7 protein-coding genes, 2 tRNA genes and 3 pseudogenes are annotated in these 13,094 nt (G+C 67.8%); 6 read left to right on the top strand and 6 right to left on the bottom strand.

From position 1 onward, the window contains the following. Positions 1-10 precede the first annotated feature (10 nt). Positions 11-1,418, bottom strand: a pseudogene (gene gltX, locus OJJOAM_RS15205) (glutamate--tRNA ligase). 291 nt (positions 1,419-1,709) lie between these two features. On the opposite strand from gltX, the pseudogene OJJOAM_RS15200 reads away from it, so the two are divergent. Next, positions 1,710-2,636, top strand: a pseudogene (locus OJJOAM_RS15200) (patatin-like phospholipase family protein); the annotation flags it as partial. A gap of 178 nt (positions 2,637-2,814) precedes the next feature. Here OJJOAM_RS15200 and OJJOAM_RS15195 read toward each other — a convergent pair. From OJJOAM_RS15195 to OJJOAM_RS15175, 5 genes and pseudogenes are all read right to left on the bottom strand, one after another. Further along, positions 2,815-3,495: a C40 family peptidase gene (locus tag OJJOAM_RS15195; protein WP_149319848.1), complete on the bottom strand. Its 681-nt coding sequence runs from the start codon at positions 3,493-3,495 to the stop codon at positions 2,815-2,817. Positions 3,496-3,885: 390 nt separating this feature from the next. Continuing rightward, complete coding sequence (locus OJJOAM_RS15190) at positions 3,886-5,595, bottom strand: ABC transporter ATP-binding protein (RefSeq protein ID WP_422649611.1); 1,710 nt, start codon at positions 5,593-5,595, stop codon at positions 3,886-3,888. Positions 5,596-5,612: 17 nt separating this feature from the next. Continuing rightward, entirely contained in the window at positions 5,613-6,815 is a 1,203-nt protein-coding gene (locus OJJOAM_RS15185; protein WP_422648429.1) for an ABC transporter permease, read from the bottom strand. Next, positions 6,812-7,861, bottom strand: coding sequence for a microcin C ABC transporter permease YejB (locus OJJOAM_RS15180; RefSeq protein ID WP_006578940.1), 1,050 nt, complete (start codon positions 7,859-7,861; stop codon positions 6,812-6,814). Before OJJOAM_RS15180 ends, OJJOAM_RS15185 begins: the two co-directional genes overlap by 4 nt. 46 nt (positions 7,862-7,907) lie before the next feature. After that, positions 7,908-9,722, bottom strand: a pseudogene (locus OJJOAM_RS15175) (extracellular solute-binding protein). Between the two features lie 434 nt (positions 9,723-10,156). Here OJJOAM_RS15175 and fabI point away from each other — a divergent pair. From fabI to OJJOAM_RS15150, 5 genes are all read left to right on the top strand, one after another. Then, positions 10,157-10,945, top strand: a complete 789-nt coding sequence (gene fabI, locus OJJOAM_RS15170; RefSeq protein WP_006578939.1) for an enoyl-ACP reductase FabI — start codon at positions 10,157-10,159, stop codon at positions 10,943-10,945. A gap of 98 nt (positions 10,946-11,043) precedes the next feature. Continuing rightward, positions 11,044-11,120, top strand: a tRNA-Pro gene (locus OJJOAM_RS15165). Positions 11,121-11,171: 51 nt separating this feature from the next. Continuing rightward, a tRNA-Arg gene (locus OJJOAM_RS15160) sits at positions 11,172-11,248 on the top strand. A 250-nt stretch (positions 11,249-11,498) separates the two neighbouring features. Beyond that, complete coding sequence (infA, locus tag OJJOAM_RS15155) at positions 11,499-11,720, top strand: translation initiation factor IF-1 (RefSeq protein WP_006578938.1); 222 nt, start codon at positions 11,499-11,501, stop codon at positions 11,718-11,720. A 741-nt stretch (positions 11,721-12,461) separates the two neighbouring features. After that, positions 12,462-12,938: a SixA phosphatase family protein gene (locus tag OJJOAM_RS15150; protein ID WP_422648428.1), complete on the top strand. Its 477-nt coding sequence runs from the start codon at positions 12,462-12,464 to the stop codon at positions 12,936-12,938. The last annotated feature ends 156 nt before the right edge of the window (positions 12,939-13,094 follow it).

Here is a 13,094-nt window from a genome sequence, read left to right as displayed (position 1 = left end):
TTTTGCTGGATCAGGCACCCACACCGGCCTGCAGCCGGCGCAGCACCGTATCGCGGCCGATCAGCTCCAGCACCGCGTCGATGCTCGGCGTCTGCAGCTGGCCGACCACCAGCAGCCGCACCGGCATCGCCAGCTTCGGCATCTTCAGGCCGAACTCGGCCAGCACCGCCTTGAGCTCCGCCGAGATCGCCTCGCGGCGCCATTCGGCCAGACCCGCCAGACGCTCGGCCAGCGCGCGCACGGCCGGCACGATCTCGGCGGTCAGATGCTCCGCCTTCAGCGCCGGATCGGGCTGCGGCTCGCCGCGATAGAACAGCAGCGCGGTCTGCGCGACCTCCTTCAGCGTATTGGCGCGATCCTTGACCAGCGCCACCACGCCGACCAGGTCGGCGCCCTGCACCTTGCCGCCCAGCTGCTCGATGAAGGGCCGCGTGAGCTCCGCCAGGCGCGCGTTGTCGCCGACCTTGATGTAGTGGTTGTTCAGCCAGGCCAGCTTCTCGGGGTTGTATTGCGCCGGCGACTTGCCGAGGTGTTCGAGGTCGAACCATTCCACGAACTGCTCGCGGGAGAAGATCTCGGCGTCGCCATGCGCCCAGCCCAGCCGCGCCAGATAGTTCAGCACCGCCTCGGGCAGATAGCCCTCGTCGCGATAGGCGGTCACCGCCATCGCGCCATGGCGCTTGCTCATCTTCTCGCCGTGCTCGTTCAGCACGGTCGGCAGGTGCGCGTAGACCGGCGGCGTGCCGCCCAGCGCGCGGATGATATTGATCTGGCGGGGCGTGTTGTTGACGTGGTCGTCGCCGCGGATCACATGGGTGATCTTCATGTCGAGGTCGTCGATCACCACGCAGAAGTTGTAGGTCGGCGTGCCGTCCGGCCGCGCGATCACCAGGTCGTCGAGCTCGTCGTTCGAGATCTCGATGCGGCCCTTGACCGCGTCGTCCCAGACCACGCTGCCGCCGATCGGATTCCTGAAGCGAACCACCGGATCGACGCCGGCCGGCGGCGTCGGCAGGACCTTGCCCGGCTCGGGCCGCCAGAAGCCGTTGTAGCGCGGCTTCTCGCCGCGCGCGCGTTGCTCCCTCCCGCAGCGCGTCCAGTTCTTCGGTACTCATATAGCAGTGGTAGGCCAGGCCGGCGTCGAGCATCTGCCGGACCACCTCGCGGTAGCGGTCCATCCGCTGCATCTGGTAGAACGGGCCCTCGTCGATGTCCAGGCCCAGCCACTGCATGCTTTCGAGAATCACGTCGACCGCTTCCTGCGACGAGCGCTCGACGTCGGTGTCCTCGATGCGCAGGATGAAATCGCCCTTCATGCGGCGGGCGAAGGCCCACGGATACAGCGCGGAGCGGATATTGCCCAGGTGGATGAAGCCGGTCGGGCTCGGGGCGAAGCGGGTGCGGACGCGTGTGGTCATAGACGGGGAACAGGGGGAATACCGCGGAAACTCGGCAAACAAAAAGGCCCGCGCAGCAACAGGCGGGGCCGACGATTCGGAGCGGGTTATTGTAGCAAAGGCCCCCGTCACCTCCGGCAGGCATGTCTGCCGCCCCTGGCTGTTCCGCAGGCCGGGCGGCGGAATCGTTTATGCTATCGCCCGGTCCGAACCGCTGCCCCGCGGGGATCTTCCCCGGACGGCGCAGCGAACTCGCCGGCGAACCGGCGTCCCCGGCATCTCGACCTCCCGCCCGACCCTTTCATTTCCCGCATGCAACGACGTACGTTCCTGAGCGCGGCGGCGGGCGCCACCGCGGCGTCCCTGCTGGCGGCCTGCAGCCTGGGCCCCAAGCCTGACACTCCCGCCGAACCGTCCGCGGTGACGCCGCCGCCGCGGCCCATCCGCATCGGCCTGGCGCTGGGCGGCGGCGCCGCGCGCGGCTTCGCCCATATCGGCGTGATCAAGACGCTGGAAGCGCACGGCATCCGCCCCGACCTGGTCACCGGCACCAGCGCCGGCGCGGTGGTCGCCGCGCTGTACGCCTCCGGCATGGACGGCTTCGAGCTGAACAAGCACGCGCTGAAGATGGACGAGGCCACCATCGCGGACTGGGCGCTGCCGTTCGGCACGCGCTTCGGCGGCTGGCTCAAGGGCGAGGCGCTGCAGAACTATGTGAACCGGCTGGTGGACAACCGGCCAATCGAGGCGATGAAGATCCCGCTGGGCATCGTCGCCACGGACCTGAAGACGGGCCGCGCGATCCTGTTCCGGCGCGGCAACACCGGACAGGCGGTACGCGCCTCCAGCAGCGTGCCCGGCGTGTTCCAGCCGGTATCGATTCAGGGGCACGACTATGTCGACGGCGGCCTGGTCGAGCCGGTGCCGGTCGATTCGGCGCGCAGCATGGGCGCGGACTTCGTCATCGCCGTCAACATCTCGGCCGATCCGGCCAGCCAGAACAATGCCGGCCAGAGCGGCGTGCTGCTGCAGACCACGGCGATCATGGGGCAATCGATCAACCGGCTGGCGCTGGCCCGCGCCGACGTGGTGATCCGCCCCGACCTGCCCGACATGAGCGGCAGCGACTTCGGCGCGCGCAACCGCGCGATCCTGGCCGGCGAGAAGGCCGCTGTCGCTGCCCTGCCCGCGCTGCGCGAGAAGCTGGCGCAGGCGCGCCTGCAGCCGGTCGCTCCGATTGCGGGGGAAGCAGGCGGCGGGGAAGTAGGCAAGGCGAGCGCAAGGAATGAGCGCACCAATAAAAAAGGACTGCCGAGGCAGTCCTTTTTTATTGCACGGCGTTCGGCGCCGATTGGCACCAACTGGCACCGATGGGCGCCGAGGGGCACCGATCGACGCCATCCGGCGCCCTCGCCGCTCAGCCGCCGTAGAACGTACGTCCGCTGGCGTTTGGATCGAAGCGCTTGAGCGTCTCGACCATGCCGCCGATGCCGCCCGCCGCGCCGTTGTCGCGCTCGGGCATATCGTCGATGCGGCGCGCGCCGTTGTAGCGCGTGACCCAGTAGGCCGAGCGCATGTCGTCGACGCGGATCTTGCTGCCGGTCGACGGCGCGTGCACGAACTTGTTGTCGCCGATATAGATGCCCACGTGCGAGAACGCGTGGCGCATCGTATTGAAGAACACCAGATCGCCCGGGCGCAGCTCGTGCGCGGCAACGTTGGTGCCGACGCGGCTGATCTCGACCGAGCGCCGCGGCAGCATGAAGCCGAAGGTGTCGTTGAAGACGTAGCGGACGAAGCCGCTGCAGTCCAGGCCCGATTCCGGCGTGTTGCCGCCGAAGCGGTAACGGACACCGATCAGGCCCAGCGCGTTCATCACCAGGTCGCCGGCCTTGTTGGCGACATGGCTGGTCGAATTCATCATCGACGACAGCAGGCCCTTCCTCGGCTCGGACTGCTGCGGGGCCTCGACGCTCAGCTCCGCGCCGGGTTCCTTGAACACCGTGTCAGCCAGGGCTCCATTCGACAAGGCCGCGCCGCATGCCAGGGTCAGTCCGATGGCGGCACGCGCCAGGGAATGAAGCACCGTTCGCTGCATGGGTTCTCCCGTTGGTTCCGGTTCGGATGGTTCAAATCACACGATCCCTCACGCGACGCGGCAATCCATCGTCGTGTGGACCGGAGATGACTATGTGGAAAAACTGCTGAGGGCGGATGTCGGCACCGTATCATCCCGACAACGGCGTCGGGGCACGGCCTGCAAGCATCCGCCAGGAGACGTGCGGCGTGCAAACCACCCACACATCAAGTTCTCGCGGGATGGTATAAGGTCACGCCAGCGATGTCAAAGTTCGTTACAAAATCGGCCGAAATCGCCATGTAATCAAAGGAATAGCGTGGGACTTGCACGCTAATTCTTCCGATTGACCGCCAGATCAGACATGAGCGCAGGCGGGAGCGCGCACGCGAACCCAGACAGTAGCGGACATCAGCCGGGCCAGCCGCCGACGTCTCCCGGACGGCGTTCCTGGCCCAGTGCCTGGCCCAGTTCCTGGCCAGGTTCCATGCCGAGCTGGGCGGCCCGCATCAGCTTGCGCGTGTAGGCGTGCTGCGGCGCGCCCAGCACCGCCTCGGTCTCGCCCGCCTCGACCACCTCCCCGCCCTTCATCACGATGACCCGGTGCGCCATGGCGCGGATCACGGCCAGATCGTGGCTGATGAACAGGTAGCTGAGGTTGTACTTGCGCTGCAGCTGCGACAGCAGCGCCAGCACCTGCTGCTGGATCGATACGTCGAGCGCCGAGGTCGGTTCGTCGAGCACCACCACCTGCGGCTTGAGGATCAGCACCCGGGCGATGGCGATGCGCTGGCGCTGGCCGCCGGAGAACTCGTGCGGATAGCGCCCGAGCGCGGTCCGGTCCAGTCCGACCTCGCGCAGCGCCTCGATCACGCGCTCGCGCATCGCCTGGCGCGACAGCCCCGGCTGGTGCAGCGCCAGGCCCTCGCCGACGATCTGCTCGATCGTCATGCGCGGCGACAGCGAGCCGAACGGATCCTGGAACACCACCTGCAGCCGTGACCGAAGCGACGTGCGCTCGGCCCCCCTGACCTGGTCCAGGCTGCGACCGAGGAACTGGATCTGGCCGCCGCTCTTGCGCTGCAGCGCCAGCACCGCATGCGCCAGCGTGGTCTTGCCCGAGCCGGACTCGCCGACGATGCCCAGCGTCTCGCCCTCGCGCAGGTCGAAGTCGACCTCCTTGACGGCGCGCACCACGTCGCGGCCGAACCATCCCGCCAGCCCGCGGCGCTTGCGCGTGTAGTTGACGTCCAGGCCGCGCGCGCTCAGCAGGGTCGGCGCGAGCGGCAGCACCGGCACCACGTCGCGCCGGGGGCGGCTGTCGATCAGCCGCTGCGTATACGGATGGCGCGGGTTGGCGAAGACCTCGGCGGTGTCGCCGATCTCGACCAGCACGCCCTGCTCCATCACGCCGATGCGCTGGGCGAACGCGCGCACCATGTTCAGGTCGTGGGTGATCAGCATCACCGCCATGCCGAACTCGGCCTGCAGGTCGCGCAGCAGCTCGAGGATCTGCACGCGGATGGTGACGTCGAGCGCGGTGGTCGGCTCGTCGGCCAGCAGCAGCTTGGGCCGGCAGGCCAGCGCCATCGCGATCATCGCGCGCTGGCGCTGGCCGCCGGAGAGCTGGTGCGGGAAGCTGTCGAAGCGGTGCGCCGCCTCCTCGATGCCGGTGCGCTCGAGCAGCGCGATCGCGCGGTCGCGCGCGGCGCGCTTGTCCAGCCCCTCGTGCAGCTCCAGCGTCTCGACGATCTGGTTGCCGACGGTATAGAGCGGGTTCAGCGCGGTCATCGGCTCCTGGAAGATCATCGCGATGTCGCTGCCGCGGATCGCGCGGATCTCCCGGTCGGGCACGCGCAGCAGGTCGCGCCCCTCGAAATGGATCGCGCCCTGGTAGCGCGCGTCCTCGACCAGCCGCAGCATCGACAGCGCGGTCACGGTCTTGCCCGAGCCGGACTCGCCGACCAGCGCAAAGCGTTCGCCCGGGCGCAGCGAGAAGCTGACATCGCGCACGGCGCGCGTCGCCTCCGGGCCGTCGCCGAAGGTCACCGACAGGCGATCGACGCGGATCAGGGCCGGGTCGGCGGCGTCGTGCGGCGCGGCCACCGGCTGCGGCGGCATCGTGATCGGCAGCTCGCTCATGGCTTGGCTCCCGCGGCGGATTGGCCCGCCGCTGCGGCGTCCGCCGCCGGTCCGCTGGCCGATCCCGCCGACGGATCGGGCAGCTTGGGCTCGACCCGGCCGCGCAGCGCCGCCAGGCCCAGCCGCGTATCGAAGGCATCGCGCAGCGCATCGCCCATGAAGGTCAGCAGCAACAGCGTGACCACCAGCACGCCGAAGGTCGACAGCGAGATCCACCATGCGTCCAGATTGGCCTTGCCCTGCGCCAGCAGCTCGCCCAGGCTCGGCGTGGTCGGCGGCACGCCCAGGCCGAGGAAGTCCAGGCTTGTCAGCGCCAGGATCGCGGCGCTCATGCGGAACGGCAGGAAGGTGATCACCGGGGTCAGGCTGTTGGGCAGGATATGGCGCCACATGATCTGCACATTGGACAGGCCCAGCGCGCGCGCCGCCTTGACGTAGTCGAGCGAGCGGTTGCGGTAGAACTCGGCGCGCACGTAGTCGGACAAACCCATCCAGCCGAACAGCGACAGCAGGATGATCAGCAGCGCCAGGCTCGGCTCGAAGATCGACGCGAAGATGATCAGCAGATAGAGCTCCGGCATCGAGCTCCAGATCTCGATGGCGCGCTGCGAGACCAGGTCGAAGCGCCCGCCGAAGAAGCCCATCAGCGCGCCGGTGATGGTGCCGATCACCACGCCGATCACGGTCAGCGCCAGGCCGAACAGCACCGACACGCGGAAGCCGTAGATCAGCCGCGCCAGCACGTCGCGGCCGCGGTCATCGGTGCCGAGCCAGTTCTCCGACGACGGCGGCGCTGGATTCGGCTCCTTGGCGAAGTAGTTCAGCGTGTCGTACGAATAGCGGTTGGGCGGATAGATGGCCCAGTTGCCGTTGCTGGTGATGCGCTGGCGGATGAAGGGATCGAGATAGTCGGTCGGGGTCGGGAAGTCGCCGTCGAAGGTGGTCTCGGCATAGGTCTGCACGATCGGGAAATACCACTCGCCGCGGTACTTGACCACCAGCGGCCGGTCGCTCGACAGCACCTCGGCGACCATGCTGAGCACGAACAGCACGACGAAGGCGATCAGGCTCCAGTAGCCGAGCCGGTTGCGGCGGAAGCGCTGCCAGGCACGCTGGCGCGGCGACAGCGAGGACGGCAGCCGGTCCAGGCGGGGCGGCCGCGGGGTCGAGCGGAAAGGGGATTGCCAACGCGGGGTCATCGCGGCATGGCCTCGAAATGGATGCGGGGGTCGACCAGCACGTAGCAGACATCGGAGATCAGCCGGGTCACCAGGCCGATCAGCGTGAACAGGTACAGCGTGCCGAGCACGACCGGATAGTCGCGGCGCAGCACCGCCTCGTAGGACAGCAGGCCCAGGCCGTCGAGCGAGAACAGCGTCTCGATCAGCAGCGAGCCGGTGAAGAAGGCGCCGATGAAGGCCGCCGGGAAACCGGTGACCAGCGGGATCAGCGCATTGCGGAAGATATGCTTCCACAGCACGCGCCGCTCCGACAGGCCCTTGGCGCGGGCGGTCAGCACATACTGCTTGCGCACCTCCTCCAGGAAGGCGTTCTTGGTCAGCATCGTCACCACGGCGAAGCTGCCGACCACGGACGCGGTGATCGGCAGCACCAGGTGCCACAGGTAGTCCATCACCTTGCCCATCAGCGACAGCTGCTCCCAGTTGTCCGAGGTCAGGCCGCGCAGCGGGAACCACTGCACGAAGGTGCCGCCGCCGAACAGCACCAGCAGCAGCACGCCCAGCACGAAGCCCGGGATCGCGTAGCCGACCAGCACGATCATGCTGGTCACCACGTCGAAGCGGCTGCCCGCCCGGATCGCCTTGGCGATGCCGAGCGGCACCGATATCAGATAGGTCAGGAAAAAGGTCCACAGACCCAGGCTGACCGATACCGGCAGCTTGGACTTGACCAGCTCCCACACGCTGCGGTGCTGGAAGTAGCTCTGGCCGAGATCGAACTGCGCGAAGCGCTTGAGCATCATCCAGTAGCGCTCCAGCGGCGGCTTGTCGAAGCCGTACAACGCCTGGATCTCCTTGATCTTCTCGGCGTCGACGCCGCGCCGGCCGCGGTATTCGGCGCCGCCGCCGCTGGCCTCGCCGCCGCCCCCGCGGCCCTTGAGCTCCATCATCATCTGCTCGACGGGACCGCCGGGCACGAACTGGATCACGACGAAGGTCAGCGTGATGACGCCGATCAGCGTCGGGATCATCAGCAGAACGCGTTTGAGCAGATAGGCCAGCATGCCGTTTCCTGTTTTCCTTTGGCGCCCGTCGCGGCCATCGCCGCGCTCAGCGCGCCGCCTTGGCCTGGGCTGCCTTGGCCTGCGCGCCGGGCACATCGCTGCGCCACCAGCTGCTGAGCACCCAGCCCTCGGCCGTGTAGTAGTACGGCAGCCGCTGCGGATAGACCAGCTCGCGCCGGTAGGCCACGCGATGCGAGGCGCTGTACCAGTTCGGTACCACGTAGTAGCCGTGCATCAGCACGCGGTCCAGCGCGCGCGACGCATTGATCAGATCCTTGCGCGTATGCGCGCGCAGCACCTGGTCGACCAGCTTGTCGACCGCCGGCGATTTCAGCCCGAACAGATTGTCCGAGCCCGGCATCGAGGCCGCCTCGCTGGTGAAGCGATCGCGCAGTTCGTTGCCCGGGCTCTGCGAATCGGGGGAAGCGGATCGACACCACGTCGAAGTCGAAGTCTTCCAGCCGCTTCTGGTACAGCGCGAAGTCGGTGGTGCGCTGATGGACCTGGATGCCCAGCTTCTCCAGGTTGCGTACATAGGTCGTGATGACGCGGCTCATCGCGCCGCCGTCGTCGAGGAACTCGAACACGAAGGGCTCGCCCCTGGCGTTGCGCAGCGCCCCGTCGCTATAGGTCCAGCCCGCCTGCGCCAGCAGCCCGGCGCGCTTCGCGCAGGTTGTCGCGCAACGAGCGCGGCGGCTCGGTGGTCGGCTGCGTGACGATGGGACCGAATACCTCGGGCGCCAGCTGGTCGCGCAGCGGCTCGAGCAGGGCCAGCTCGCCGGGGCCGGGACGGCCGTCGAAGGTCGCGCTGGCGGCCAGCTCGCTGTTGGAGAACCAGCTGTCGAGGCGCTTGTAGGCGCCGTAGAACAGCTGCCGGTTCAGCCATTCGAAATCGAGCGCGAGGATCAGCGCCTGGCGCACGCGCACGTCCTGGAACAGCGGCTTGCGCATGTTCATCACGAAGCCCTGCATGCCCGCGCCATTGCGGTGGGGGGAATTCGGTCTTCATCAGCTCGCCGTTGGCGAAGCGCTTGCCGACATAGCTCTTGGCCCAGCTCTTGGAGCGGTACTCGACGATGGCGTCGAATTCGCCCGCCTTGAAGGCCTCCAGCCGCGCGGTCTCGTCCTTGTAGAGGCGGTACACCACGCGGTCGAAGTTGAAGGTGCCGCGCCGCACCGCCAGGTCCTTGCCCCAGTAGTTCGGATTGCGCTTGTAGATGATGCCGCGGCCCGCGTCGTAGCGCTCGATCACATAGGGACCGCTGGTGACCGGCGTCTCGAAGGTCAGCTTCTCGAACGGCACCTTGGCCGTCCATTTGCGCGAGAACACCGGCAGCGAGCCGACGATCAGCGGCAGCTCGCCGTTGCGCTGCTTGAAGTCGTAGCGCACGGTGCGGTCGTCGATCACGGTCAGCGACTTCACGTCGGCGCACATGCTGCGATAGCCGGGGCTCGAGGCCTTGCTCATCAGCATGTCGAAGGAATACTTGACGTCGCTGGCGAGCACCGGATCGCCGTTGTGAAAGCGCGCCTGCGGATGGATGCGGAACGTCACCGACAGCTCGTCGGGCGCCACCGTGACGTCCTCGGCCAGCAGGCCGTAGGCGCTGGCGGTCTCGTCGGCGCTGCCGATCAGCAGCGACTCGAACATCAGCGAGGTCAGGCCCGGCGCGGCGACGCCCTTCAGCGTGAACGGGTTGAACTTGTCGAAGCTGGTGCGCCGGTCCGGATTGGCCAGCGTCAGCGTGCCGCCGCGGGGGGCATCGGGATTGACGTAGTCGAAATGGTGGAAGTCGGGCGGGTACTTCAGGTCGCCGTGCAGCGCGAAGCCGTGCGCGGCCCATGCCGAGGTCGGCGTCATTGGCAACAGCGCGGCCACCAGGGCGGCTGCGGCGGACCGTGCCAGCATCTGGACCAGACCGGTGCGGGTCCGCGCCCGGATACGATGCCATGCCGAAAACGGCCCTGCTGCTTGCCTTTGCATCCGGTCGATGCCCTCCCCCCAGAACTTCGCTTGCCAAGTACGGCCGCGGTCGGTGCCCGGGCCAAGTTGTGCGACAATTTTACCTTCGTTCGGCGGCGTTCCAGCCATCCGGACATTCCAGTACGCGGCGTGGCCGCGGCCGCAACGGGCCTGCCCGCTCGCCATCGGCGATCCGGTACGGCAAGCGGGACGGTCATCCGGCCCGCCCGCCGCTCCCGCGGCCCGGCGAGGCTCAGCACGAACCGTGCCCGGCAGCGTGCCCCACCCCGGCGCGCCGCGAACGCGCATCACAAGACCACCATGGAGAACTTATGGGATTTCTGGCAGGTAAGCGGATCCTGATCACCGGCTTGCTGTCGAACCGCTCGATCGCCTACGGCATCGCGTCGGCCTGCAAGCGCGAAGGCGCGGAACTGGCCTTCACCTATGTCGGCGAGCGCTTCAAGGACCGTATCCAGGACTTTGCCAAGGAATTCGGCAGCGATCTGGTATTCGAATGCGATGTGTCGAGCGACGAGCAGATCGCCGCCACCTTCGCCGCGCTCGGCCAGCGCTGGGACAAGCTCGACGGCCTGGTCCATTCGATCGGCTTCGCCCCGCGCGAGGCGATCGCCGGCGACTTCCTCGACGGCCTGTCGCGCGAAGCGTTCCGCGTCGCCCACGACATCTCGGCCTACAGCTTCCCGGCGCTCGCCAAGGCCGCGCTGCCCCTGCTGTCGGACAAGGCCTCGCTGCTGACGCTGACCTATCTGGGCAGCGAACGCGTGGTGCCCAACTACAACACGATGGGCCTGGCCAAGGCGTCGCTGGAAGCCAGCGTGCGCTACCTGGCCGCCTCGGTCGGCCCGCGCGGCATCCGCGCCAACGGCATCTCGGCCGGTCCGATCAAGACGCTGGCCGCCTCCGGCATCAAGGGGTTCGGCAAGCTGCTCGGCCACTTCGAGGAAGCCGCCCCGCTGCGCCGCAATGTCACCATCGAGGAAGTCGGCAACGTCGCGGCCTTCCTGTTGTCGGACCTGTCGAGCGGCGTGACCGGCGAGATCACGTACGTGGACGCCGGCTTCAATATTGTGGGCGCCAGCCTGCCGGAAGGCGAATAAGGTCGAACAGGGGCCAACAAGGGCGGATAACCGGGCTGCCTGTCCGCCCGCCGATCGCGTTTGACCGCCGCAGTGCCGACGGATACAATGCGCGGCTTCGGGGCGTAGCGCAGCCTGGTAGCGCATCTGATTTGGGATCAGAGGGTCGCATGTTCGAATCATGTCGCCCCGACCAGAACGACAAGGGTTAGCAGGCCACGGCCGGCTAACCCTTTTTCTCTTCCGACCGCCCTTAGCTCAGTTGGATAGAGCACTCGCCTTCTAAGCGAGCGGTCGCACGTTCGAATCGTGCAGGGCGGGCCACACTCTTTGGTGCCGGCAAAGGCACTCGCGGGCGGAGACCATTCCGCGCCGATTTCCCCTCTGCTTTGATCGCCGCCGATTCACAAAGCCTGCCGCGCCGACACCACGTTTCGCCCCCCTCCAACCCGCGTACGGGAACTAAAGGCCGGCGCCGGGAACCCAAAATGCTGCAGGTGCGTTCGTGCTATAATCGCGCATCCGCAAAGGCGGCCGTCCGGCTGCCCATCATGGAGCCACAAAGGAAGGAAGCTTGGCTAAGGAAGAACTCATTGAATTCGGCGGCGTCGTTTCGGAAGCGCTGCCCGACAACCGCTATCGCGTGCTGCTGGAAAACGGCGTGGAAATCTGGGCCTACGCATCGGGCAAGATGCAGAAGCACCGGATCCGTATTCTGGCCGGCGACCGCGTGACGCTGGAAATGTCGCCCTACGACCTGACCAAGGGTCGTATCAATTTCCGTCACAAGAGCTGATACCGGACCGCCCGGTCCAACGGTTTCGCTCCTGTTCGGCGTCGCTGCGACGACGCGACCCTGCGCGTCGCCTGGCGGCGTCGTGCCTCCCACCCCAGCGCAGCTTGCACGCGGTCATCCGATGCGAATGACCGCGATGGTGGCGTTCGCGCGTTTGGCGGGAAGATGCTCACGGCACCCCTTTGATGTGGCGGTGTACTGGCATCGACCGCGCCGCCCTCCCCTGAAGTCCGACCCGGCCCTCGCTGGCCCGCCTGCGCTCGTCGCTTGTCGACTTGGGGCGTTGCGGCCTGTCGCTTTTCGGCTCTTCGCTTGCCGCTCGCCGTTTCCGGCTGGTCGCCTACGGCTCGTCGTTTTCGGCTCGTCGGTTTGCCGCTAGCCCCGTTGCAGTCCGCTCCCCCTACCGCCCGCCCCCGTTGCCGCGCGGGATCGTGACCGTCGCGCGACCGTCATCGCGTTGTCATCGACGCCGCCGATACTCCCGCGTCGCCCGGTGACACGATTCTGTCACCGGCAAGGCGGCGCATTGCCCCGGCCATGCCGCTGCGCCATACTGGCCGCGGCATCGGCACGCCGGCCACGCGCCGGACGGAAGACGGCGCCGGCAGCACGGGCCTGACGCCGCGCCGAACGCAAGACCGACACACCGGTCGAATCGATCCAGACGGAGCCGCTACCGGTCTCCGGAGTGCCAACACGAAAGACCACCGCACGGCATTCGCGCCGTGCCGATCTCCAGCAATGAACCTGATCCTGTGGCGCCACGCCGAAGCGGAAGCGCTCCCCGATGTTGCCGGCATGGGCCGCGCCGCGGACCTGCAACGTGCCCTGACCCGCCGCGGCCGCAAGCAGGCCGAAGCCTCGGCCGCCTGGCTGCGGGCGCATCTGCCGCCCGATGCGCGCCTGTTGTGCAGCCCCGCGCAGCGCAGCCGCGAAACCGCCGCGGCGCTGCGCACCGACGCGCTGGTGCTGCCCGCGCTGGCGCCGGACAGCGATGTCACCGACGTGCTGGCCGCGATCGACTGGCCGCATGCGGCCGGTACCACGGTCGTGGTCGGTCATCAGCCCTGGATCGGCCGGCTGGCGGCCTTGCTTTTGGCGGGTACGGAGATCAGCTGGAGCATCCGCAAGAGCGGCATCTGGTGGCTGACGGCCCGCACGCGCGAGCACGAGGACCAGGTCGTGCTGCGCGCGGTGATCAATCCCGAGTTCCTGTGACCTTCGTCCGGCGGTGCTGCGTGGCGCGGTGATCGTCGCCACGTCTTCATGTCGCGACGCCCTCATGCCGCGACGTCTTCTGTCGCGACATATTCGTGCCGCCACGCCCTCATCCGCCACGGCACCGCGGTCACGCAACCGTCATCGCCGGTTCAC

This window comes from Cupriavidus sp. H18C1, from assembly GCF_049311595.1.
In the GTDB taxonomy this organism is placed as follows: domain Bacteria; phylum Pseudomonadota; class Gammaproteobacteria; order Burkholderiales; family Burkholderiaceae; genus Cupriavidus; species Cupriavidus cauae.
Note: the sequence above shows the minus strand (reverse complement) of the source record. Positions and strands in the feature narration are given on the sequence as shown.

Bases quoted from the DNA above. Each gene is read 5' to 3' on its own strand.
- OJJOAM_RS15195 (WP_149319848.1), bottom strand. From the start codon at position 3,495: ATGCAGCGAACGGTGCTTCATTCCCTGGCGCGTGCCGCCATCGGACTG.
- OJJOAM_RS15190 (WP_422649611.1), bottom strand. From the start codon at position 5,595: ATGCCGCCGCAGCCGGTGGCCGCGCCGCACGACGCCGCCGACCCGGCC.
- OJJOAM_RS15185 (WP_422648429.1), bottom strand. From the start codon at position 6,815: ATGACCCCGCGTTGGCAATCCCCTTTCCGCTCGACCCCGCGGCCGCCC.
- OJJOAM_RS15180 (WP_006578940.1), bottom strand. From the start codon at position 7,861: ATGCTGGCCTATCTGCTCAAACGCGTTCTGCTGATGATCCCGACGCTG.
- fabI (WP_006578939.1), top strand. From the start codon at position 10,157: ATGGGATTTCTGGCAGGTAAGCGGATCCTGATCACCGGCTTGCTGTCG.
- OJJOAM_RS15150 (WP_422648428.1), top strand. From the start codon at position 12,462: ATGAACCTGATCCTGTGGCGCCACGCCGAAGCGGAAGCGCTCCCCGAT.